This is a genomic window from Celeribacter baekdonensis, from assembly GCF_003047105.1.
GTDB classification, from domain to species: Bacteria; Pseudomonadota; Alphaproteobacteria; order Rhodobacterales; family Rhodobacteraceae; genus Celeribacter; species Celeribacter baekdonensis_B.
Genome location: NZ_CP028475.1, coordinates 2,376,680 through 2,397,529, shown reverse-complemented (window position 1 = coordinate 2,397,529; position 20,850 = coordinate 2,376,680). Strand labels below are relative to the sequence as shown.

Below are 20,850 nucleotides of genomic sequence, written 5' to 3'. Positions count from 1 at the left end.
GCCGATTTTGAGGGCTTATTCGCCGCTCTGGCGTCACCACCTGTTGAATCTTTGTCACATCTCGATAACACAAACAGTGTTAACATTGGGCTTTCGCCACATCACCATTATGTGGCGGGTATAGCGTTCTCATTTGGGGCTGTCACCAGATCAATCCATGATAAAATTCAACGTAATTCGCCTAGCGCCCGTTTTGATTGTTGCCCTGTTGGCCGGCTGTTCCGGCCCAAACAGTGTGGGCGGGATCAATGACCCCTACGAAGAAACCAACCGCAGTTGGCATGACACCAACGTGGCGCTGGACCGTGCGGTGATCAAACCGGTCTCAACGGCCTACGGCACGGTGGTGCCGGACCCGTTGCGCAAAGGTTTGGCGAATGTGTCTGATACGCTGTCGATCCCGGGCACAGTGGTCAACGATGTGTTGCAGGTGCAATTGGGCGATGCGGTGCACAACACGGCGCGCTTTTTGGTCAACGCGACCGTTGGACTCGCGGGCCTGTTTGATCCGGCGACCAGCATGGGGCTTGAACCGCGCGACAGTGATTTTGGCGAAACTCTGCATCGCTGGGGTGTGGGCGAGGGGGCCTATGTTGTCCTTCCGGTCTATGGACCCTCGACCGAGCGCGATGCTTTGGGCTTGGTTGTCGATATCGCACTGGACCCGATTGGACATGTGTTTGGCAAACCGGAAAGCAGCTACAAAACCGGGCTGAAAGTTGCGAAATTGGCCGACACACGCTATCGTTATTCGGACCTTTACGAGTCTCTCGTGTATGACAGCGCCGATGGCTATGCACAGATGCGTCTGACCTATCTGGACAATCGCCACTATGAGCTTGGGACTCCGATCGGAGCAAGCGACAGCGCCGAGGGTCAGGCCACACCCTACGATATTTATGAGGATTTCTATGAGTAACTTCTCGCGTAACTTTGGGCTGTCCCGTCGGGCGCTTTTGACCTCTATGGCGGCCGTTGCCGTTTTTCCGACGGCTGGGTTTGCCTTTTCAGCAGGTCAGGCAGAGGTGTTGATCGACAAGGTTGTGGGCGACATCAACGCCATCATCAATTCGGGTAAATCCGAGGCGGCGATGTATGTTGATTTCGAACGCACTTTGGTGCGTTACGCCGATATGCCAAATATTTCACGCTCCGTGATTGGCCCGCCAGCGCGGTCGGCCTCTTCGGCACAAATGGCGGCCTTCACCAAGGCGTTTCAAACCTATATCGCGCGCAAGTATGGCTCGCGCTTCCGCGAATTCATCGGTGGCAAGATCGAGGTCAACACCACGCAAAAGGTCAATTCGATCTATGACGTGCGCTGTACTGCGATTTTGAAAGGCGAGCCGCCTTTTGCGATTTCTTTCATCGTGGCCGACAAATCCGGCAAGTTTATCGACCTGACCATTGAGGGGATTTCTTTGTTGAAATCTGAGCGCGCTGAAATCGGCGCAAAACTTGATAAGGTTGGTGGTAATATCGACAAGCTGACGGCCTCTTTGCTTTAAATCGCAGTTCAACTGACACGAAAAGCGCGCCCTCAGGGGCGCGTTTTTATGTTGTGAGGGTCACGCGGGATGCAACATCCGGTGCATAGGCATCAGGCCAACAAGCGCCACACAGGCCAAAGCTGCGCCCGCAAGAAACGTACCTTGCGCCCCCACTGTGTCCCATAAAAGACCGGCGAGCACACTGGCCAGTAAAATGGCGACCCCGGTGATCAGGTTCAGCATGCCAAAGGCGGTGCCGCGCAGATGGGTGGGGGCCGTGTCGGCCACGAGGCTTGAAAACACGCCTTGGGAAAATCCCATATGCACGCCCCAAAGCGCAAGTCCGGCAAAAACGCCGATCAATCCGGGCATCATGGCAAAGGTAAGATCCGCCGCGATCAAAAGTCCCATGCCAATGGCCAAAACCCGCAGGCGGCTGGTGCCGTCTGACAGTACGCCAGCGGGGTAGGCGGCCAGTGCGTAAAAGACGTTCATCACCACCAAGACGATGGGGATCAACCCAGTGGGTGCGCCTTCCGCATGGGCTTTGAGGATCAAAAATGCTTCGCTGAACCGCGCTAAAGTGAATACTGCGGCCACCGCGACGACACTCCAAAACGGTGCACCAAGATGGCGTAGATCGCGCAGGTTGAGCGGGGATTTGACCTTGGGCAGGTCTTTCGAGCGCTCGGGTTCGGGGACCAAAGTGATCAGCAAGGTGACGGCGATAAAGGCCGGAAGAATGGCAAACCAAAACACCAAAGGGATGTTGTTGGCGGTCAGCCACATCAACAAAACGGCGATGAGCGGGCCAAGGAACGCGCCGATGGTGTCCAGCGTCTGACGCAGACCAAAACTGGCCCCACGCAACTCGGCAGGGGCCAGATCGGCGATCAACGCATCACGCGGCGCACCGCGAATGCCCTTGCCCACCCGGTCAATAAACCGTGCGCCAATCAGCCAGCCGATGGTTGGGGCCAGCGGAAAGATCGGTTTGGTCACGGCGGCCAATCCATAACCGATCACAGCAAGGATTTTGCGCTTGCCCAACCAATCGCTGAGCGCACCGGAGAACAGTTTGGTGATGGCCGCAATGGCCTCGGCCATGCCTTCGATCACACCGACGGTGACCATCGAGGCCCCCATCACACTGACCAGGTAGATCGGCAACAGCGCATGGATCATCTCGGAGGAAATATCCATCCACAGCGACACCAGTCCCAACGCCCAAATCCCGCGCGGCAAACGCCGCAGATGGCCGCGATTCAGGTTGGGCAGGGCGAATTTTGCCATTTTGTGGTCCGTGTCTAGGGTCTGGACATATCAGTTATTGCCACCACCAAAGATCGCCCCAAGCAGATCAAGCAACACATTGTCGGCCTTGTCACCAGAGCGGCTGTTGGACGAGGCCGTGTTGCCCGGAAACTGCGGATTGACTGTGGGCGGTGCGGCAGGGCGGATCATTGGCAGGGGTTTCGGTTCAAGCCCCTCCTGCACCTTTTCCATCGTCTTTTGCCAAATTTCGGCCGGAAGACCGCCGCCTGTGACCCCGGTCAAAGGCGCGTTGTCATCATAGCCCATCCAGACGCCCGCAACATAATCGGCGGTGAAGCCCATGAACCATGCGTCGCGCGCGGCCTGCGTCGTGCCGGTTTTACCCGCCACTTCGACACCCGGAATTTGCGCCCGCTCGCCGGTGCCGGATTGGACCGCGTTATACATCATGTAGATCAACTCTTGCGCGGATTCGGGCGTGATCACCCGCTCGCCAAGCCCGCCATCTTGGCCCATCAACGGCGTGTCATCGCCTTTCAGGCGCAGGGATTTGAGACCATAGGGTGTCACAGAAGAGCCGCCATTGAGAATCCCGGCATAAGCGCCGGTCATTTCCAAAAGCGTGGTTTCCGAGGCGCCAAGCGCCAAAGCCGGGCCTTGGGCCAGATCGCTTTCGATGCCAAACATTTCGGCCACGGTGCGCACGTTTTCCAGCCCCGCATCCATCGCGAGTTTCACCGCCGGGATGTTGTAGCTGTGGCGCAGTGCATCGGTCAGCGTCACGGTGCCGTGGAATTTCCGGTCATAGTTCTGAGGCGACCACGGCCCGGAACCGGGGATGCTAAGGGTCAGAGGTTCGTCGACAATCGGGCTGTCGTAGGACCAACCCATGTCCAGCGCCGTGGCATAGACAAAGGGTTTGAATGAGGAGCCGGGTTGGCGTTTGGCCTGAGTCGCGCGGTTGAAGGCACCAGAGACCTTGAGTTTGCGACCACCCACCATGGCGCGCACGGCGCCGTCTGCGGACATGACGATGATCGCGGCTTGGGCTTTGGAGCCTTCGCGCACCTTGTTTTCAAACACCCATGTCAACGCGTCTTCCGCCGCCGTTTGAATGCGCTGGTCGAAGGTCGTGTCGATCACCACATCTTCTGTGGTGTCGCGGGTCAAAAAGTCCGGGCCTGCCCCCATCACCCAGTCGGCAAAATACCCGCCCGCGCGTTTTTCGGCGGTATCGGACAGTTCGGCGGGGTGGGCCTTGGCATAGGCGCGTTCATCGTCGGTGATGTAGCCCTGTTGGTTCATCAGCAACAACACGATGCCCGCGCGCTCCTGAGAACGCTCCAGATTGCTGGTGGGTGCGTAACGGGACGGTGCCGTCAAAAGCCCCGCCAGCATGGCGGATTCTGCAATATTCACCTCTGCTGCGGATTTACCAAAATACCGTTGTGCGGCGGCTTCAAAGCCGTTTGCGCCCGCGCCCAAATAGGCACGGTTCATGTAGATAGAAAGGATGTCATCCTTGGAATAGCGCGCTTCCATTGCAAGCGCATAGACAGCCTCTTTGATCTTGCGGGTCAGAGACCCCTGACGGCAATCGGCTTCGTATTCCGTCTGATTTTTCCACGTTTTGGGATCAAAAGGCACGCCGAGGCACAACAGCTTGGCCGTTTGTTGCGTCAACGTCGATCCACCGTGACCGGAGAGCGCACTGCGGCCTTCGGACAGGTTGATCTTGATTGCAGAGGCAACCCCGCGTGGGGAGACGCCGAAGTGTTTGTAGAACCTGCGGTCCTCCGTGGCGATAATGGCCTCTTTGAGATAGGGCGACACGGTGTCGGCGGTGATTTGGCCACCAAATTGTTCGCCGCGCCATGCAAAGACCGAGCCGTTGCGGTCCATAAGCGTGACTGAGCCGCGCGCGCGCCCGTCCAAGAGGTCGGAAAACTGCGGCAGGGTTGTGTAGATGTAAAACACCGCAATCCCAAGCACGAGTGCGCCAACCAACGCGACCCGCGATGTCACGATCCAAATCAGACGGAACACCCACCCGAACAGCCCGCCAAACAGGCGCATAAACAAAGACGAAGGGGCCTTGCGGGGCGATCTGCGCGATCTTGCGGGTTTCTTCGCTTTGGCTTTTTGGGGCGCAGCCTTTTGGGTCTGTGCCTTTGGAGCCTGCTTTTTCGCAGGATAGCGGCGCTCCGCGACAAGTTTACTCTTGCCCCGTCTGGGTTCGGTCATGGGCTTTGCTCGATCATTGCCGTTTTTAATTATGAACCAGCTTACAGAGAGCTTGTCGGAATGTTGAGGGGAAACGAGTCGCTGTGATGGCTTTATTTATTGCCTAAAAAATAATCTCGTCGCACAAAATGTATAATTTTTGTGCAGAAGTGCCCTGAAAACATGCAGTACCAACGATGCCTTTCCTTGTGAAGGAACTCTTAACATCGTTTTGCTTCATCCGTGGCCCTCCCTGCAGAGGAGGTCACCCGCTCAAACGGAAGGGGAAAAACGTGAAACTCATTATTGCTGCAATCAAGCCGTTTAAGCTTGAAGAAGTCCGTGAAGCGCTGACTGGTATCGGCGTTCGGGGCATGATGGTGACCGAGATCAAGGGCTTTGGCTCGCAGTCTGGTCACACCGAAATCTATCGCGGCGCAGAATATGCCGTGAACTTTGTGCCGAAGGTGAAACTTGAGATCGTCGTGGGTGATGCCATGGCCGAGCAGGTTGTCGAAACCATCGCATCCACTGCCAAAACCGACAAGATCGGCGACGGCAAGATTTTTGTTCTCGACGTGGAAGGCGCAACACGCGTCCGTACCGGCGAAACCAACGACGACGCGATCTGAGTCGCGCTACCCGAGACGAAAGGGACTTGAAACACATGAAACTCACCAAACTCATTCCGGCCTCTGCGGTGGCGACTTTGCTTCCGCTTGTGGCTTTTGCGCAGGATGCCGAAATGGCTGCGCCGGGCTTTGACGAAATCGGCCCATATATCATGACCACGCTGCTGTTCCTCATTGGCGGTTTCCTCGTCATGTGGATGGCTGCGGGCTTTGCGATGTTGGAGGCTGGCCTCGTACGCTCCAAAAACGTGACCACACAGTTGTTGAAAAACGTTGTGTTGTTTTCCATCGCGGCCATCATGTACTGGCTCATCGGCTACTCCTTGATGTACCCGGGCGATGCTTGGATCATTCCGGGCTTCCTCGGTGCTGTTGGCACCGCCACAATGGAACCTGTTGGTCTCGGCGCTGCTGATGCGGCTTTGGATTATGCCTCCACCGCATCCGACTTCTTCTTTCAGTTGATGTTCTGTGCGACCACCGCGTCCATCGTGTCCGGTACTTTGGCTGAGCGTATCAAAATCTGGCCGTTCTTCATCTTTGTCATCGTGCTGACCGGCTTCTTCTACCCGATCGAAGCTTCCTGGCAGTGGGGCGGCGGTTTCCTCTCCGAAATGGGCTTCTCCGACTTCGCTGGGTCCACCTTGGTGCACTCTGCCGGTGGTTGGGCTGCTTTGGCTGGCGCGTTGGTTCTTGGCCCGCGTATCGGCAAATACAAAGACGGCAAAGTCACGGCTTTCCCGGGGTCCAACTTGGCGCTCGCCACTTTGGGTACATTCATCCTGTGGCTCGGTTGGTTCGGCTTTAACGGTGGTTCGCAGCTTGCTGCTGGTACTGTTGGCGACATCACCGACGTTGGCCGTATCTTCGTGAACACCAACATGGCCGCTGCTGCCGGTTCCATCGCGGCTTTGGTTTTGACGCAAATCATCTACGGCAAAATCGACCTGACCATGGTGCTCAACGGTGCGCTGGCTGGCCTTGTGTCCATCACCGCTGAACCGCTTGCTCCGTCGCTCTTTATGTCCCTGATCATCGGTGGCATCGGCGGTATCATCGTGGTCTTCGCTGTGCCGTTCCTCGACAAGCTGAAAATCGACGACGTTGTTGGCGCCATCCCGGTTCACCTGATGTGCGGCATCTGGGGCACCATTGCGGTTCCGCTGACCAACGCTGACACCTCTTTTGGCACTCAGCTCGTCGGTATCGTGTCCATCGGCGCCTTCACCTTCGTGGTTTCCTTGGTGCTCTGGATCGTGCTCAAAGCCTTCGGTGGCATCCGCGTCTCCGAAGAAGCTGAGATCACTGGTCTCGACAAAGCTGAGCTTGGCATGGAAGCCTACCCTGAGTTCTACAAAGGCTAATCGCCTTTAGCAGATCAAATAGATTGGCCCCGGCGCGAAAGTGTTGGGGCCTTTGCGTGTTTTGCGGGTCGCTTTGGGGCGTCTAAACCGAATCTAAACCAGTTTTTCCTATTCCTTGTTGGGCCTTCTTAAAGGAGGCCAGCCGATGAGGATGATATGTGTCGCAAGAATTGCGTTTGGCGGTGTGCGCCCGGTTTTTTGATGTCTGTGGTGATGCTCGTGAGTTTCGTGTCGCGTGGTCATGCGGACCCTCAATCCCTGTTTGCGGATCGTGCGCCTCTGATCGGAATGGCCCCGCAAGCGCTTGTGCCGGTCTCTCTTGGCCAAGAATCGGCCTTCGGGCCGAGCCTCTTTGTCGGGCGGGTGTCCGGCAGCCTGTTTGATCCTGCCCCGCCACGCCTTCCGTCCACGCCGTCGATCTTTGTGCCCAATGATGAGTCGGGGTATCTTGCGGTGATCCGCAACGTCATTGGCCGTGCCGAGTCGCGGCGGGATGGCTATGACGCGATCCAACATGCGGCCAAGGTGTTGCCACGCAAACCTCCAACCCAGATGACTTTGGGGGAGATTTTCGCATGGATTGAGGCCACGCCGGGGCAACCCCATGCCATTGGACGCTATCAATTTATTCCTAAAACACTGGCCCGTCTCGTCACCGAATTGGATTTGGGGCCAGAGGTGATCTTTACCCCCGCCGTTCAGGATCGTTTGTCAGATATGTTGTTGATGGAAGCGGGGCTTTATGAAGCGCGCCAAGGGCAAATCCCCCGGCGCGAGTTCATGAACAACTTGGCCAAAATCTGGGCCGGGCTGCCGACCTCTACGGGCAAATCCCATTACGATGGCTATGCGGGCAACAAGGCGACAATGAGCTGGGCCGAGTTTGAGCGCGAAATGGCGCGCATTTTTGCCAGCTAAACACAAAAGGGCACCCCAAAGGATGCCCTTGGCGACGGTTCATTCAGCGGATTACTTCGCCGCGACTTTTGTCGGGGCACCGGAGGCCATGTCGGTGCCCATGTAGGCCTTGCCCGCCGCTTTCCAGCCGCCAAAGCCACCTTCCATATGCGCGATGGGGGTGATCCCCGCTTTGGCACAGGCCGTGGCCACGCGCGCCGAGCGCACGCCGGAGCCGCAATGGAACACGATCCGCTTGCCGTCCTGGCTTGGGAGTTTGTCGGCGGCAAAAAATGACATCGGAAACAACAATGCGCCTTCGATATGCTCGAACATGTATTCTTGCGGCGTGCGCACGTCGATCAGGACGATGTCATTGGCGTCAAAGGCCTTTTGCACCTCGTCTACGGTCCAAGTTTCAAAAGCCGCGCCGTCTACAGTTTCGGTTTTCATGCTGAGTCCTTTGGAAGGGAAAATTGGAAAGTCTGATATATAGATAGGTGTGATTATGATCTTTGAAAGTGTTTCCTGTGTGACAGGCCGCAATTGGCGCTGTGGGGCCAATCCATGAAAAAAGAGCGCCCCCGCAGGAGCGCCCTTTGATGTTGTGTCGTGATCAGGTCCGCAGATTATTTACAGATTTTCGCCACAGCCGCCGCCAGAATCGGCACCGTTTCGGCGTTCAACCCGGCGATGTTCAGCCGCGAGTCGCCGACCATATAGATGCCATAGTCTTCGCGCAGTTTCAGAACCTCTTCGGGTGTGGCCCCAATGCGGGAGAACATGCCGCGGTGTTTGGCGATGAAATCGAACCGATCCGAATTGGTCAGACGACGCAGTTCATCGGCGAGTTGCGTGCGCAGACCCAACATGCCCAAACGGACCTCTTCAAGTTCTTCCATCCAATCGGCCTGCAAGGCCGCATCATCCAAAATCATCGTCACCAGCCGCGCGCCGTGATCGGGCGGGAAGGAATAGTTTTGACGGTTGAGGAAGTTCAACGTGCCTTGGGTCACGGCGGTCTGTTCGGCTTTCTCGGAGATTGCCATGAGACAGCCAGTGCGCTCGCGGTAAATCCCGAAGTTCTTAGAACAGCTTGACGCAATCAACATTTCCGGCAGCTTCGAGGCCAGAAGGCGGGTTGCTGCGGCGTCTTCTTCAAGACCATCGCCAAAGCCTTGGTAGGCGATATCCACCAGCGCTGTCGCACCTTTTTCAAGGATCAGATCAGCGACCAGATCAAATTGTTCGAGCGTCAGGTTGGCGCCGGTCGGATTATGACAGCAGCCATGCAACAACACCACGTCGCCCGCCTTCACCTCTTTGAGGCTCTCCATCATCGCGTCGAAATCGACGGTGCAATTGGCCTCGTCGAAATAGGCGTAGGATTTGTTGGTCAGGCCCATGAATTTGATGATCGACACATGGTTCGGCCAGGTCGGGTTTGACGTCCAGATGGTCACATCCGGGTTCACCAATTTCGCCAATTCAAACGCCTGACGGATCGCACCAGTGCCACCCGGCGTCGCAATCGCGCCAACGCGGGCGTGGTCCACGCTATCCGCCAAAACCAGCGTTTTCATTGCCGCACCAAAGGCCGGATCACCAGACAGGGCGGTGTATTTCTTGGTGGTCTCAACCTCCCAAAGCTGCTTTTCGGCGGCTTTGATCGCCCGCATCACCGGGGTTTCGCCGTCAGCGTTTTTGTAAATGCCAACGCCAAGGTCGATTTTCGTGTCGCGCGGATCGTCGCGATACAGCGCCATCAGTTCAAGGATTTTATCCGCAGGTTGCGGTTTCAGAGTGCTCAGCATTACGCTTCTCCAGTTGCGACACGCAGGTCGCCGTACATGCCCCATTCTGCCCAAGATCCGTCATAGAGCGAGAATGTCGCCCCAAGACGGGTGAGCGCGAGGCCCAAAATGGCGGCGGTTATCCCCGATCCACAGGTTGTGATCGCCGGTTTAGAAAGATCGACCCCCGCGGCCACAAATACGGCACGCAGGTCGTCAGTGGATTTCAACGTGCCTTGCGGGGTCAAAAGGTCCTGGAAGGGCACATTGCGGGAGTTCGGGATATGACCAGAGCGCAGACCGGGCCGGGGCTCAGTGGCCTCGCCTTTGAACCGTGCGGCGGAGCGTGCATCAATGATCGTATAATCGCCCAGCTTCGAGGACGCCGCGACCTGCGTCACATCGCGCAGAAGTTCGGGGCGCACCTCGGTGATCATATGGCGGTCGCGGACGGTCGGCGGCTCGGCGGTCACAGGATGGCCCTCGGCCTTCCATTTCGGCAATCCGCCATCAAGCACGGCAACATTGTCTTGGCCGAAATATTTGAACATCCACCACACGCGCGGTGCGGAAAACACGCCCGTCGTGTCATAAACCACAACCTGATGACCATCACCGATGCCAAGCTCGCGCATCCGGGACATGAATTTTTCAACGGGTGGCAGCATATGCGGTAAATCAGAGCGCAGGTCGGCCACTTCGTCGACATCCACAAACCGGGCGCCGGGGATATGTTCGGCCTCATACTCGGTCCGGCAATCGCGATTGTCGGCGGGCATATACCAGCTTGCGTCGATGAGCCGAAGCTCCGGGGATTTGAGATGCTCAGAGAGCCACTTGGTCGAAACCAAAGTTTTCGGGTCGCTGTAGGGCATATGATTTGCCTTTCCGGTCTTGGAGGGCGGTCGGATTTGCCTTAGCGGTCCCGGCGCGCTCGCGCAAGCGATCCGGTGGCTCTCGGGGCGATTGCGGCCACGAAAATGCGCGCGCATCCGCAAAACTGGGCACAGACCGGTCTCAGCCTCGGGATCTCAATCGCCGTGACGCAACAGTCGCTGTTTTTGCCGACCCCAATCGCGCTCCGCCTCGGTGGCGCGTTTGTCGTGGTTCTTTTTGCCCTTGGCGATGCCGAGTTTGATTTTGATCCGACCCTTATGGTTGAAATACATCACCAAAGGGACAAGCGTCATGCCTTGTCGTCCTGTGGCCTGCCAAAGGCGGGACAGCTCGCGTTTCGTGACCAAGAGTTTGCGCTTGCGGCGTTCTTCATGTGGGAACATCGCCTGTTGATAGGGCGCGATGTAGGAATTGGTCAGCCAAAGTTCGCCATCATCGACCGAGGCGTAGCTTTCGGCGATGTTGGTTTGGCCGGTCCGCATGGATTTGACCTCGGAACCAGACAAGACAATGCCGCATTCTATGTCATTCTCGATGGCATAGTCATAGCGGGCCCGCCGATTTTCGGCGATGACCTTGTAGTTCTTTTCTTCGGGTGTTTGTTTTTTATTGGCCATGGTAGAGCGTCAGATAAGCATTCAGAGGCGATCTGTCCACTGGCCTGCGTGGCTCAATTCTGCCAAGTTCGCCGAAATTCGACATGAATTTGGCTTGGAGCACAGATGTTTCTTCAGATTTTCGTAGGCACGGGCCTGATCGTCCTGTCGGTTTTTGTTGCCGCCTTGGGGTTCTTGTTGCTCGAACTTGTGCTGCAAAGGGCGCACAATTGGCTGATCCGTGAACCGCATGGGCCGAAATTGGCACTGGTGCTGATGGCGGCGGTGGTTGCGGTGTTGTGGATGATCACGGCGGGTGTGTGGATTTGGGCGATTGCCTTTCGGGCGATTGGACTTTTCGCACATTTTGAAGAGGCGCTGTATTTCTCGCTCGTGGCCTTTACCACGCTGGGCTTTGGCGATCTTTTACTGCCTGAGGAGTGGCGGCTTTTGTCTGGGATGGCGGCGACCAACGGGTTGTTGAACATCGGGATGATGACGGCGCTGTTGATGGAAGTGCTGCGCCATGTGCGGCGCAACCAATTGGAAAGCCGTCACCGGATGTAATGTGGATGGGCAGATTTGATGCAAAAAGGGGCCCCGAAAGGCCCCTTTTGTTTGAGGGAATGAAGATGGTTTAGAGCAAACCAGCGTGTTCCATCGCCTCTTTGATCAAGTCTTTTGTGTCCTCGTAAAGCGGGGTCAGCGGCAAACGGACTTCGTCCGAGCACAGGCCCAAAAGCGACAGTGCATATTTTGCGCCAACCACGCCGGGTTCGGCGAAAATCGCGATGTGCAACGGCATCAACTTATCGGTGATCTCCAAGGCCGTGGCGTAATCGCCCGCCAAAGTGGCCGCTTGCATCTGAGCGCAAAGTTTCGGCGCGACATTGGCGGTCACAGAGATACAGCCCACCCCACCATGGGCGTTAAAGCCAAGTGCGGTGGCATCTTCGCCGGAGAGCTGAACAAAATCGGTGCCACAGGCCAAGCGGGTCTTCGGCACACGCGACAGATCGCCGGTGGCGTCTTTGACACCGATGATGCGCGGCAATTTCGCCAATTCGCCCATAGTCGCAGGCGTCATGTCGATCACCGAACGACCCGGAATGTTGTAAATCACGATCGGCAATTCGGCAGCGTCATGCATGGCGGTGAAATGCGCGATCAGGCCTCTTTGGGTCGGTTTGTTGTAATAAGGCGTGACCACGAGGGCGGCGTCGGCCCCCACTTTGGCGGCATGTTCGATAAACCCGATGCCCTCGACCGTGTTGTTTGATCCCGCGCCCGCAATCACCGGAATACGGCCCGCAGCCGTTTCGACCACGATCTCGATCACGCGTTTGTGTTCGTCATGGCTCAGGGTCGGAGATTCGCCCGTGGTGCCGACCGGAACAAGCCCGTTCGAGCCTTGGTCGATATGCCACTCAACGAGGGTCTTGAGTGTATCGACATCCAGTTTGCCGTCTTTAAACGGCGTCACCAGTGCAGGAATGGATCCTTTGAACATCGAACGCTCCTTTTCGTCTTAGATAAATTGGGCGTGAGTCGCCCGTGAATTGTCCGGCGGAAACTAGCCGTGTTCGCGGGCAATGCCAAGAATCAGTATTGCTGCGGATCGTGCGGTTGTTAAGCTATGGGCAAAAGCCCGAGCAGCCTCAAAAGACTTAGACCATATCATGCACCGTTTTTCCCCGGCAAAGGCAGTATATGCCTTTGGAATATCTTTATTTTTTGCCGTTCCCTCTGATGCGTCACCGCAATCGGATGCGTTGATGCGTGCCTATGAGGCACAGTGGTCTGGCGATTGGGATCTGGCCAAAAGCGAGGCGCAGGGCGTTGGGGTCGATATCATTGAATGGAACCGGTTGCGCGCAGGGCGCGGGACATTTGGTGAGTATCAAACCTTTTTGAAGCGCAATCCAGATTGGCCGGGCCTGCCGCTTTTGGCTGAAAAAGGCGAGGCGGCGATCCCGGCCAATGCTGACCCAAATGTGGTTTTGGATTATCTCAACGCCTATCCGCCGCAAACGGGTGTAGGCGCTGTTCGGATGATTTCGGCCTATGAGGCGCGTGGCATGAATGCCGATGCGCAGGCGCAAACGGTTTTGGTGTGGAACACCCTGCCGATGGATGCCAAATCCGAAGACTGGCTGGCGGCGCGCTACGCCTCCATTTTAGCGCCGCACCATGTTGCGCGGGCCGAAATGCTGCTTTGGGCCGAGCGGTTTGACGATGCGGCGCGGATGATTCCGCGTTTGCCGACCGGGTGGGACAAATTGATTGCCGCCACGCGCAAATTGATGCGCGATGAGGCGGGCGTCGATGCGGCGCTGGCCGAGGTGCCCGGTGCGCTGGCTGAGCATCCGGCTTTGGCCCATGCGCGGTTTGAATGGCGGGTGCGGCGCGGGCGCAATGAGGATGCGATGACGCTTTTGCTGCAACGCTCCACTGGGCGCGACGGTTTGGGTAGGCCCGAAGACTGGGGCAATCGCAGGCGCACTTTGGCACGGCAAATGATGCGTGATGGCAAGGCGCAAATCGCCTATGCTGCCGCGTCTCGCCATGGGCTGAGCGCAGATCAGGACCATTATGCCGATCTCGAATGGCTGTCGGGCTATATTGCTCTGCGCTATCTGGATGACCCGGCGCTGGCGCTTGATCATTTCAACCGTTTTCGGGTTTCTGTGAGCACGCCGATTTCTTTGGGTCGGGCGGGCTATTGGGAAGGCCGCGCCTTGGAGGCGATGGGGGCCGCGGATGATGCCGCTGCCGCCTATGCTTTTGGCGCGCAGTTTCAGACTGCATTTTATGGGCTGTTGTCGGCGGAGAAAATTGGCCGCAGCCTTGATCCTGCCCTGACCGGAGAGTTGCGCTTTGCCGATTACAAACAGGCGGCGTTCATGGGGTCTTCGGTGCTCAAAGCCGCCGTGTTGTTGGATGAAGCCGGGGACGCGCCTTTGGCCGCGCGATTCCTGCGGCATTTGGGCGAAAGCCTTTCGCCGCAGGAATTGGGTCAACTGGGCGACATGGCGCTGGACCTTGATCCATACTTGGCGGTTTTGGTGGCGAAATTTGCCGCCGATCAGGGTATTGTGTTGAACCGCGCTTATTACCCGCTTCATCCGTTGGCGCAGGCGGATTTGCCAGTGGAGCCGGAGTTGGCCATGGCGATTGCCCGGCGTGAAAGTGAATTTTACCCGAAAGCACGCTCTGGCGTGGGGGCGCGTGGGCTGATGCAATTGATGCCGCGCACCGGGGCGGCTATGGCGGAGAAATTGGGCATTGAGGGCTTTGAAGAGGCGCAGCTCGATGATCCGATCCTCAACGCGCAGCTTGGCTCGGCCTATCTGGCGCAGCTCGAAGAGGAATTCGGGCATAACATTCCGCTTATTGCCGTGGGGTATAACGCCGGTCCGTCACGTGCGCGCGATTGGATCACGCGGTTTGGCGATCCGCGTGGGGGTAAGGTCGATCCGGTCGATTGGATCGAACATCTCCCCTTTCGAGAAACACAGAATTACGTGATGCGGGTGGCGGAAAGCCTGCCTGTTTACCGCGCGCGTTTGCATGGCGAAACCGGGCAGATCACCCTGTCCAAAGATTTGGCGTCGAAGTAAGGCGCGTCAGGCGCGTTTGCGGCTTTTCATTTGGCTGCGCAAAAACGTGAACACCCCGGCGGCGACCACAAGGCTCGCGCCCACGGCGACATTCACCCGCACCGCATCGCCAAATACCACCACCCCCAAAATGGACGCAAAGGCCAGTTGGAAATAGGCCAAAGGTTGGATCGCGGAGGCCTCGGACAGCTCATAGGCGCGGATCAATAAATAATGTCCCGTGGTGGAGGTCGCACAGAGCAATCCCATCCAGGCCCAATCGGCCAAGGTCATCGCCTCCCAATGCCACATGCCGATCAAAGTGGTGACGACGGCACCCGCGATCCCGGTGTAAAAGAAGGTCACTGACGCGGGATCTTTGCGCGCAACATAGCGGTTGAGCAGGCCATAGAGCGCAAACAAGACCGCAGAGCCAAGTGGGAAGATCGCGGCGGGCGACATGACGCCGCCGCCGGGATTGAGGATGATCAACACGCCGACAAAACCGATCAGCACCAAAAGCCAACGCCGCCAGCCGACCTTTTCACCAAGGATTGGCGCGGACAGGGCGGTGATGATCAACGGATAAGAGGCAAACATGGCGTGACTTTCCACAAGGCCAAGTTTGACAAAGCCGATCACCATGACGATGACCTCAACGGCCAAGATCGCGCCGCGAAAGAATTGCAATTTGGGTTGGGCGCTGCGCATGGCCCGGCGCAAACCGCCTTGGGCGCGCATCGACCACAACACAACAAAGCCCGCGAAGACCCAGTAGCGGATCATCAAAACCATATAAACATTGTATTCGCCCGCGAGATGACGGGAAATGCCGTCTTGCATGGCGAAAATGAACATGGTGAGGACCATGAGCAGAACGCCAAGACGCGGGTTGGCCTCTGATTTGAGCGCGCTCATGATTTGACCCCTACGCTCATGTGGCGTTTGCGGCCATGGCCGGGAATGCGTGACACGGTGAACCCGGCATCGGTGAGTTTTTGTCGTACATGCCCGGCCGCCGTATAGGTCGCAAATGTGCCGTGAGGCGCGGTGTGACGACCGACGTCGGTCATGATGTCTTCGCCCCAAAGTTCGGGATTTTTCGCGGGTGAAAACCCGTCCAAAAACCACGCATCGGCCTGTCCGTCCCAACCAAGCAGCGTGTCGCGGGCATCGCCGATTTTGACGTCTACCTCGATTTGGCCCAGCCGAAATTGCCGCGCGCCTGTGCCCCAAGCCGCCAAAAACGGATCGGCAATGGCGCGGGCTTCGGGAAAGGCGTTGAGTGCCGTGGCAATGTCGGCGCTGTCCATTGGAAAGGCCTCAAAGGAGGTAAACCGCACCACGCCGGGCCCATTCCAAATCAAGGCCAAGGCGAGCATGTTCAGCCCGGTGCCAAATCCCAGCTCTGCCACATGAAACCCCTCACGAAGCCGCGCGGGTAAGTCATTGCCCGCCAAAAACACATGTCGCGTTTCTTCAAGCCCCGAAGCGAGCGAGAAATACGGATCATCAAAGCGGGTCGAGACGGGAATGGTGCCGTCGCGCCATTCGATTTGGGCAGTCTGGTGGTCAGTCATGGGATGGCTTATGAAAGGATTGATTACGCGCGACCATGAAGATCGACGCGCGCGAGTACAATGGATAATTGCGCACATGGGCACAGCAGAGATCACCATCTACGGGGCCGGGGCCTTTGGCCTGTCCTGTGGTTATGAGGCGGCGAAACGTGGCGCGAAGGTGCGGGTGATTGATCCCAACGGGGTTGGGTTTGGCTCCTCTGGTGGTGTTGTCGGTGCTTTGGCTCCGCACACGCCGGAGCGTTGGAATTCAAAAAAGGAGTTTCAATTTCAAAGCTTGATCATGGCGCGAACCCATTGGCCTGAGGTTGAAGACATGGGCGGCGTGTCGTCTGGCTACGGTCCGATGGGACGGGTGCAGGCGATTGCAGATGCACGTCAATTGGGCCTCGCTCATGAGCGTGCGGAACAGGCAAAAACGCTATGGCAGGGCAAGGCCCTATGGCAGGTCATCAGTCAAGGCGAGACCGGATATTGGGCTCCGATCAGCCCCACCGGCTATCTGATCCACGATACCCTGTCTGCACGGCTGAATCCGTGGCGGGCCTGCGCGGCGCTGGCGGCGGCGATCACGGCGCTGGGCGGCGAGGTCGTGCGCGAGGGGGCGGTGGAGGGCGCTGTGATCCATGCCAGCGGCTGGTGGGGATTGCAGGATTTGAACGCGGCCTTTGGACGCGAGGTCGGCAATGGGGTCAAAGGACAGGCAATTCTGCTGGATTTGGCTCTAAATGATGCGCCGCAGCTCTATGGTGAGAGCCTGCATGTGATCCCGCATTCAGACGGCACCACAGCGATTGGATCAACCTCGGAGAGGTTTTTTGACAGTCCTGATCAAACCGATGAACAGGCCGATGCAGTGTTAGAGCGGGCGCGGGCGCTGATCCCGGCCTTGCGTGAAGGGCGTGAAATCCGGCGTTGGGCCGGGGTCCGGCCCCGCGCCAAATCGCGCGCACCGATGTTGGGCGCTTGGCCCGCGCGCCCCGGTCATTTCATCGCCAATGGCGGCTTTAAAATCGGCTTTGGCATGGCACCCATGGCCGCCAAGGTGTTGATGGATTTGGTGTTGGAAGATCGCGATGCGATCCCGGCTGAGTTTAAGGTCGAAGCCTCACTTTGACGCCACAGATCTCAGGTCGCTCATCAGCTTTTCCAAGCCTTTGATCGAGCGCTCATCTTTGAGATGACCCGCCTCATCAAAGGCCCCAGAACTTGCGGCAATCAGCACCTCGGGGGCTTGCAACAGATGAGCATTGAACGGCGTCATCGCCCAACGGAGCGAATATTGCGAGCGCTCGCCGCCAGCGCGCCCGGCTGCGGCTGACATGATGGCGACGGGTTTGGCCGTCCAAGGCGACAGCTCGGTGCGGCTGACCCAATCAAGCGCATTTTTCAAAACGCCGGGGATCATTTTGTTATACTCAGGCGTCGAGATCACCACCGCATCGGCATCGCGGATCTGTTCGGCCAAACGTAGGACATCCGCCGGGATGCCCTCAGCCTCCAGATCACCATCATATAGCGGCAGGCGCAGATCGGCGACGATAAAGTCACAGGGGCCAAAAACGCGCGCGGCTTCATGCATAAGTTTCGTATTGGTGGAGGCGGCGCGCAGAGCGCCAGAGATGCCAAGCAGTTTGAGGGTCATAATCTCAATACTCCACGCCAATTTGGGCTTTGATGCCGGAACGGAACGGGTGTTTGACCAATTCCATTTCGGTGACCAAATCGGCAATTTCGATCAACTCGTCTTTGGCATTGCGGCCGGTGAGGACAACATGGGTGAGCGGCGGTTTTTCTGTGCTCAGAAACGCAACCACATCGTTGACGTCGATATAATCATAGCGCAGCGCGATGTTGATTTCATCCAAGAGCACCATTTTGTTCTCGGGATTGCGGATCAACTCTTTGGCCTTTTCCCACGCGGCTTGGGCCATTTCTATGTCGCGATCTTTGTTTTGGGTCTCCCAAGTAAAGCCCTCGCCCATCGTATAAAATTCGCACAGATCGGCAAATTTTGCGGTGATCAGATCGCGTTCGCCGCAGTCCATGCCGCCTTTGATAAACTGCACCACGGCAGATTTCATATCATGGGCGATACAGCGGAAAATCATCCCGAAAGCGGCTGAGGATTTGCCTTTGCCCTTGCCGGTGTGAATGATGATCAGGCCCTTTTGATCTGTTTTGGTGGCCATGATTTTATCGCGCGCGGCCTTTTTCTTAGCCATTTTGCTGGCGTGGCGTTCACTGTCGGATTGGTCAACCATAGGGACCTCCATTTACATAAAGAGTTGGACAAAAAGCGGTGCAAGAAGCGCCGTGAGAATTGCGTTGAGGACCATGCCGATTCCGGCAAACGCCCCTGCTGTGCCATGGACCTGAAAGGCGCGAGCGGTGCCGATGCCGTGGGCGGCAACCCCTGTGGCAAAACCACGGGCGCGGTAGTCGCGCACACCGATGGCATTGAGCAAAGGCGTTGTCACCACTGCGCCGATCACCCCGGTGATCAGTACCAGAGCGACGGTGAGGGTCGGCAAGCCGCCGATGGCTTCGGCCACGCCAATGGCGACCGGCGAGGTGGCGGATTTGGGCACCAGCGACAAAAGCACATCGCCGCGTAGCCCAAAGGCGGCACCGATTGCCACAGCCGACCCCATGGCGACAAAGGCTCCGACCAGAAGGGCGGCCAACATCGGCACAGCCGCGTCTTTGACCTTTTGCCAGTTGGACCAGAGTGGCACGGCGAGGGCGACGGTGGCCGGGCCAAGCATGAAATGGACGAATTGCGCGCCTTCAAAATAGGTCGAATAAGAGGTGTCGGTGACCTTCAACAGTACGGTCAAAAGGATCATCGCGATCAACACCGGGTTCACAAAGGGTTTGCGCCCGGCAAGGCGGAAACAGCCATCACCAATCAGATAGGCCACAAGTGTCAGCGTCAGCCACAGCAATTGCCCTTCGGCCAGATAGCTCCAAATGTCGAGAATATCGGTCATAGCGGTGTCTCGTCGGCGACGCCCAGCAGCCGGTTGATGTATTTGAATGTCAACGCGCCGGACGCAATGGCCAGCACGGTCGAGCCGACAAGTGCCGCTGCCAAAGGCAGGCCGATTTCAGACACTTGATCAAGATATTGCACAATGCCGACGCCTGCGGGCACATATAGCAAGGACAGATGCGACAAAAATCCGGTCGCTGTCTTCTCAATGGCTGTGCCGATCTTAGGACGGGCCAAAAGCAACACGGCCAAAAGGATCATGCCAATCACAGGGCCAGGCAAGCGCAATGTAAAAACCCGTGCGATGGCTTCTCCGACAAGCTGAAAGCCCAAAAACAGCCCGAAATGTAGGATCATATTGCGCCCTTTGTTTGCCTTCGCATCAAGGCGCATCATCGCAGCGCGGGCTAAGGGCTGCAAGCAAGGATGGCCGGGAGTATGCCGATTGTGTCGGCTTTTGAGAGTGGAACGTTTTGCGCACTGCCAAAGTCGCGTAGGGTTCTAAGAAACGATTTGCAGATGAGTCGGGGACGCATGTCGAGGCCCAAAGGCATTGGCACGCCTGTCTTTTGAGCCAACTGCTCTTTCCCAAGCGAATCACTTATGAGTGGGCCTGTCTTGCACCGGCGACCGAGGAGCCAATGAAACTTGCACGCATCACAACATACCCTGTCAAAAGCGTCAGCGGCACAGATATGGCCGCGGCGCGTGTGCATGGTTTGGGCGTGGAAGGCGACCGGCGCTGGGCTGTTATATATTCGAACGGCGTGGTCGCAACCCGTCGGGAGTTGCCAAAGCTTGCCCATTTGAGTGCGGTGACCACGCCACACGGGATTTCTTTGTCTTTTGAAAGTGATCGTTTCGATATCCCGTTTCCGTCGGGTGCGCCCTGCAAGGTCAAAGTGTTTTCGACCGAAATCGAGGGGGTTGAGGATGCTGGAAACTACGCCTCGCATTTCCTGTCCTCCGCTCTCGAACGTGAAGTGAGGCTGGTTTATTTTCCCGACACGGCACAGCGTGTCGTGGACCGCGCCTATACGCCGAGTGACCATTTCACGGCACTGTCGGATGGGTTTCCTGTGCTTTTGACCACGCAAGCCTCGTTGGCCGAACTCAATGCGGAGCTTGAAATCCCCGTAGAAATGCGCCGTTTCCGTCCGAATATGGTGGTCGGCGGCGATATCGAACCTTGGTCCGAAGACACATGGAAAGTGATCCGCATCGGGTCGACGATTTTCCGTGTGGTCAAACCCTGTGAGCGTTGCGTCATGGTCACGCAAGATCCAAGCACCGGCGAGCAGACCCATCGCAACGAGCCGCTGGCAACCCTGCGGCGCATTCATCGGGCGGTAACTGGCAAAATCATCTTTGGCCAAAATCTTGTGGTCGAAGAACCGGGCAGCATTGTGCTTGGGGATGAGGTTGAAGTGCTGGAAAGTGGCCCCTCGAACCTTTTGGACCCCAAACGGGGCGACACGCAGTCATTTTAGCTCACTACGCTGTGTGAGT

The 20,850-nt window shown here is 57.3% G+C and carries 22 protein-coding genes; 9 read left to right on the top strand and 13 right to left on the bottom strand.

Annotated elements, in window-relative coordinates; genetic code table 11:
• Positions 1-157 precede the first annotated feature (157 nt).
• The gene (locus DA792_RS15455; RefSeq protein ID WP_107720845.1) at positions 158-919 is read left to right on the top strand and encodes an MlaA family lipoprotein; all 762 of its coding nucleotides are present in this window, start codon (positions 158-160) and stop codon (positions 917-919) included.
• Entirely contained in the window at positions 912-1,508 is a 597-nt protein-coding gene (locus DA792_RS15450) for an MlaC/ttg2D family ABC transporter substrate-binding protein (protein ID WP_107720843.1), read from the top strand. Before DA792_RS15455 ends, DA792_RS15450 begins: the two co-directional genes overlap by 8 nt.
• Positions 1,509-1,568: 60 nt before the next feature.
• Here DA792_RS15450 and DA792_RS15445 read toward each other — a convergent pair whose 3' ends face one another.
• Both DA792_RS15445 and DA792_RS15440 read right to left on the bottom strand, forming a co-directional pair.
• Positions 1,569-2,783 carry an MFS transporter gene (locus tag DA792_RS15445; RefSeq protein WP_107720841.1) on the bottom strand — a complete coding sequence of 405 codons (1,215 nt, stop codon included), beginning with the start codon at positions 2,781-2,783 and terminating at the stop codon, positions 1,569-1,571.
• A 30-nt stretch (positions 2,784-2,813) separates the two neighbouring features.
• Complete coding sequence (locus DA792_RS15440; RefSeq protein ID WP_107720839.1) at positions 2,814-5,009, bottom strand: transglycosylase domain-containing protein; 2,196 nt, start codon at positions 5,007-5,009, stop codon at positions 2,814-2,816.
• Positions 5,010-5,281: 272 nt separating this feature from the next.
• On the opposite strand from DA792_RS15440, the gene DA792_RS15435 reads away from it, so the two are divergent.
• From DA792_RS15435 to DA792_RS15425, 3 genes are all read left to right on the top strand, one after another.
• On the top strand, positions 5,282-5,620 hold the full coding sequence (locus DA792_RS15435) for a P-II family nitrogen regulator (RefSeq protein WP_009569977.1): 339 nt from the start codon (positions 5,282-5,284) through the stop codon (positions 5,618-5,620).
• Between the two features lie 35 nt (positions 5,621-5,655).
• On the top strand, positions 5,656-6,984 hold the full coding sequence (amt, locus tag DA792_RS15430; RefSeq protein WP_107720837.1) for an ammonium transporter: 1,329 nt from the start codon (positions 5,656-5,658) through the stop codon (positions 6,982-6,984).
• A 201-nt stretch (positions 6,985-7,185) separates the two neighbouring features.
• Positions 7,186-7,902: a hypothetical protein gene (locus tag DA792_RS15425; RefSeq protein ID WP_254679268.1), complete on the top strand. Its 717-nt coding sequence runs from the start codon at positions 7,186-7,188 to the stop codon at positions 7,900-7,902.
• 51 nt (positions 7,903-7,953) lie between these two features.
• Here the strand turns inward: DA792_RS15425 and DA792_RS15420 are convergent, their stop codons facing one another.
• The 4 genes from DA792_RS15420 to smpB all read right to left on the bottom strand — a co-directional run bounded on the left by DA792_RS15420 (position 7,954) and on the right by smpB (position 11,188).
• Complete coding sequence (locus tag DA792_RS15420; protein WP_107720833.1) at positions 7,954-8,334, bottom strand: rhodanese-like domain-containing protein; 381 nt, start codon at positions 8,332-8,334, stop codon at positions 7,954-7,956.
• Positions 8,335-8,510: 176 nt separating this feature from the next.
• Entirely contained in the window at positions 8,511-9,695 is a 1,185-nt protein-coding gene (locus tag DA792_RS15415) for an amino acid aminotransferase (protein WP_107720830.1), read from the bottom strand.
• Positions 9,695-10,549 (bottom strand): 3-mercaptopyruvate sulfurtransferase, encoded by an 855-nt coding sequence (sseA, locus tag DA792_RS15410; protein WP_107720828.1) that lies wholly within the window; start codon positions 10,547-10,549, stop codon positions 9,695-9,697. Before sseA ends, DA792_RS15415 begins: the two co-directional genes overlap by 1 nt.
• 156 nt (positions 10,550-10,705) lie before the next feature.
• Positions 10,706-11,188, bottom strand: a complete 483-nt coding sequence (gene smpB / locus DA792_RS15405) for an SsrA-binding protein SmpB (protein WP_107720826.1) — start codon at positions 11,186-11,188, stop codon at positions 10,706-10,708.
• A gap of 105 nt (positions 11,189-11,293) precedes the next feature.
• Between smpB and DA792_RS15400 the strand changes: the two genes are divergently transcribed.
• Positions 11,294-11,734, top strand: a complete 441-nt coding sequence (locus DA792_RS15400) for an ion channel (RefSeq protein ID WP_107720824.1) — start codon at positions 11,294-11,296, stop codon at positions 11,732-11,734.
• 70 nt (positions 11,735-11,804) lie between these two features.
• Here DA792_RS15400 and dapA read toward each other — a convergent pair whose 3' ends face one another.
• Complete coding sequence (dapA, locus tag DA792_RS15395) at positions 11,805-12,677, bottom strand: 4-hydroxy-tetrahydrodipicolinate synthase (RefSeq protein ID WP_107720822.1); 873 nt, start codon at positions 12,675-12,677, stop codon at positions 11,805-11,807.
• Positions 12,678-12,846: 169 nt separating this feature from the next.
• On the opposite strand from dapA, the gene DA792_RS15390 reads away from it, so the two are divergent.
• Positions 12,847-14,787: a lytic transglycosylase domain-containing protein gene (locus tag DA792_RS15390; protein WP_159075288.1), complete on the top strand. Its 1,941-nt coding sequence runs from the start codon at positions 12,847-12,849 to the stop codon at positions 14,785-14,787.
• A 6-nt stretch (positions 14,788-14,793) separates the two neighbouring features.
• On the opposite strand, the gene DA792_RS15385 is transcribed toward DA792_RS15390, so the two are convergent.
• The gene (locus tag DA792_RS15385) at positions 14,794-15,684 is read right to left on the bottom strand and encodes a DMT family transporter (protein ID WP_107720818.1); all 891 of its coding nucleotides are present in this window, start codon (positions 15,682-15,684) and stop codon (positions 14,794-14,796) included.
• Positions 15,681-16,346, bottom strand: coding sequence for a tRNA (5-methylaminomethyl-2-thiouridine)(34)-methyltransferase MnmD (gene mnmD / locus DA792_RS15380; protein WP_107720816.1), 666 nt, complete (start codon positions 16,344-16,346; stop codon positions 15,681-15,683). Before mnmD ends, DA792_RS15385 begins: the two co-directional genes overlap by 4 nt.
• Before the next feature lie 76 nt (positions 16,347-16,422).
• On the opposite strand from mnmD, the gene DA792_RS15375 reads away from it, so the two are divergent.
• Positions 16,423-17,463 carry an NAD(P)/FAD-dependent oxidoreductase gene (locus DA792_RS15375; RefSeq protein ID WP_199908075.1) on the top strand — a complete coding sequence of 347 codons (1,041 nt, stop codon included), beginning with the start codon at positions 16,423-16,425 and terminating at the stop codon, positions 17,461-17,463.
• Here the strand turns inward: DA792_RS15375 and DA792_RS15370 are convergent.
• Genes DA792_RS15370 through DA792_RS15355 form a run of 4 tightly spaced genes read right to left on the bottom strand, consistent with a single transcriptional unit; the run spans position 17,455 to position 19,698 of the window.
• A complete protein-coding gene (locus DA792_RS15370) occupies positions 17,455-17,991 on the bottom strand; it encodes an NADPH-dependent FMN reductase (protein WP_107720812.1) in 537 nt (178 codons plus the stop codon). The two genes, DA792_RS15375 and DA792_RS15370, sit on opposite strands and share 9 nt — an antisense overlap.
• A gap of 4 nt (positions 17,992-17,995) precedes the next feature.
• Positions 17,996-18,610: a cob(I)yrinic acid a,c-diamide adenosyltransferase gene (gene cobO, locus DA792_RS15365; RefSeq protein WP_107720809.1), complete on the bottom strand. Its 615-nt coding sequence runs from the start codon at positions 18,608-18,610 to the stop codon at positions 17,996-17,998.
• Between the two features lie 12 nt (positions 18,611-18,622).
• Positions 18,623-19,339: an LrgB family protein gene (locus DA792_RS15360; protein WP_107720806.1), complete on the bottom strand. Its 717-nt coding sequence runs from the start codon at positions 19,337-19,339 to the stop codon at positions 18,623-18,625.
• A complete protein-coding gene (locus tag DA792_RS15355) occupies positions 19,336-19,698 on the bottom strand; it encodes a CidA/LrgA family protein (protein ID WP_107722728.1) in 363 nt (120 codons plus the stop codon). The genes DA792_RS15360 and DA792_RS15355 overlap by 4 nt, the downstream gene beginning before the upstream one ends.
• Before the next feature lie 284 nt (positions 19,699-19,982).
• Here DA792_RS15355 and DA792_RS15350 point away from each other — a divergent pair, with 284 nt between their 5' ends.
• On the top strand, positions 19,983-20,831 hold the full coding sequence (locus tag DA792_RS15350; RefSeq protein ID WP_107720804.1) for an MOSC domain-containing protein: 849 nt from the start codon (positions 19,983-19,985) through the stop codon (positions 20,829-20,831).
• Positions 20,832-20,850: the final 19 nt, after the last annotated feature.

Excerpts from the sequence above, each read along its gene's own strand:
- DA792_RS15455 (WP_107720845.1), top strand. The coding sequence starts at position 158 with ATGATAAAATTCAACGTAATTCGCCTAGCGCCCGTTTTGATTGTTGCC.
- DA792_RS15450 (WP_107720843.1), top strand. The coding sequence starts at position 912 with ATGAGTAACTTCTCGCGTAACTTTGGGCTGTCCCGTCGGGCGCTTTTG.
- DA792_RS15445 (WP_107720841.1), bottom strand. The coding sequence starts at position 2,783 with ATGGCAAAATTCGCCCTGCCCAACCTGAATCGCGGCCATCTGCGGCGT.
- DA792_RS15440 (WP_107720839.1), bottom strand. The coding sequence starts at position 5,009 with ATGACCGAACCCAGACGGGGCAAGAGTAAACTTGTCGCGGAGCGCCGC.
- amt (WP_107720837.1), top strand. The coding sequence starts at position 5,656 with ATGAAACTCACCAAACTCATTCCGGCCTCTGCGGTGGCGACTTTGCTT.
- DA792_RS15425 (WP_254679268.1), top strand. The coding sequence starts at position 7,186 with ATGTCTGTGGTGATGCTCGTGAGTTTCGTGTCGCGTGGTCATGCGGAC.
- DA792_RS15420 (WP_107720833.1), bottom strand. The coding sequence starts at position 8,334 with ATGAAAACCGAAACTGTAGACGGCGCGGCTTTTGAAACTTGGACCGTA.
- DA792_RS15415 (WP_107720830.1), bottom strand. The coding sequence starts at position 9,695 with ATGCTGAGCACTCTGAAACCGCAACCTGCGGATAAAATCCTTGAACTG.
- sseA (WP_107720828.1), bottom strand. The coding sequence starts at position 10,549 with ATGCCCTACAGCGACCCGAAAACTTTGGTTTCGACCAAGTGGCTCTCT.
- smpB (WP_107720826.1), bottom strand. The coding sequence starts at position 11,188 with ATGGCCAATAAAAAACAAACACCCGAAGAAAAGAACTACAAGGTCATC.
- DA792_RS15400 (WP_107720824.1), top strand. The coding sequence starts at position 11,294 with ATGTTTCTTCAGATTTTCGTAGGCACGGGCCTGATCGTCCTGTCGGTT.
- dapA (WP_107720822.1), bottom strand. The coding sequence starts at position 12,677 with ATGTTCAAAGGATCCATTCCTGCACTGGTGACGCCGTTTAAAGACGGC.
- DA792_RS15390 (WP_159075288.1), top strand. The coding sequence starts at position 12,847 with ATGCACCGTTTTTCCCCGGCAAAGGCAGTATATGCCTTTGGAATATCT.
- DA792_RS15385 (WP_107720818.1), bottom strand. The coding sequence starts at position 15,684 with ATGAGCGCGCTCAAATCAGAGGCCAACCCGCGTCTTGGCGTTCTGCTC.
- mnmD (WP_107720816.1), bottom strand. The coding sequence starts at position 16,346 with ATGACTGACCACCAGACTGCCCAAATCGAATGGCGCGACGGCACCATT.
- DA792_RS15375 (WP_199908075.1), top strand. The coding sequence starts at position 16,423 with ATGGGCACAGCAGAGATCACCATCTACGGGGCCGGGGCCTTTGGCCTG.
- DA792_RS15370 (WP_107720812.1), bottom strand. The coding sequence starts at position 17,991 with ATGACCCTCAAACTGCTTGGCATCTCTGGCGCTCTGCGCGCCGCCTCC.
- cobO (WP_107720809.1), bottom strand. The coding sequence starts at position 18,610 with ATGGTTGACCAATCCGACAGTGAACGCCACGCCAGCAAAATGGCTAAG.
- DA792_RS15360 (WP_107720806.1), bottom strand. The coding sequence starts at position 19,339 with ATGACCGATATTCTCGACATTTGGAGCTATCTGGCCGAAGGGCAATTG.
- DA792_RS15355 (WP_107722728.1), bottom strand. The coding sequence starts at position 19,698 with ATGATCCTACATTTCGGGCTGTTTTTGGGCTTTCAGCTTGTCGGAGAA.
- DA792_RS15350 (WP_107720804.1), top strand. The coding sequence starts at position 19,983 with ATGAAACTTGCACGCATCACAACATACCCTGTCAAAAGCGTCAGCGGC.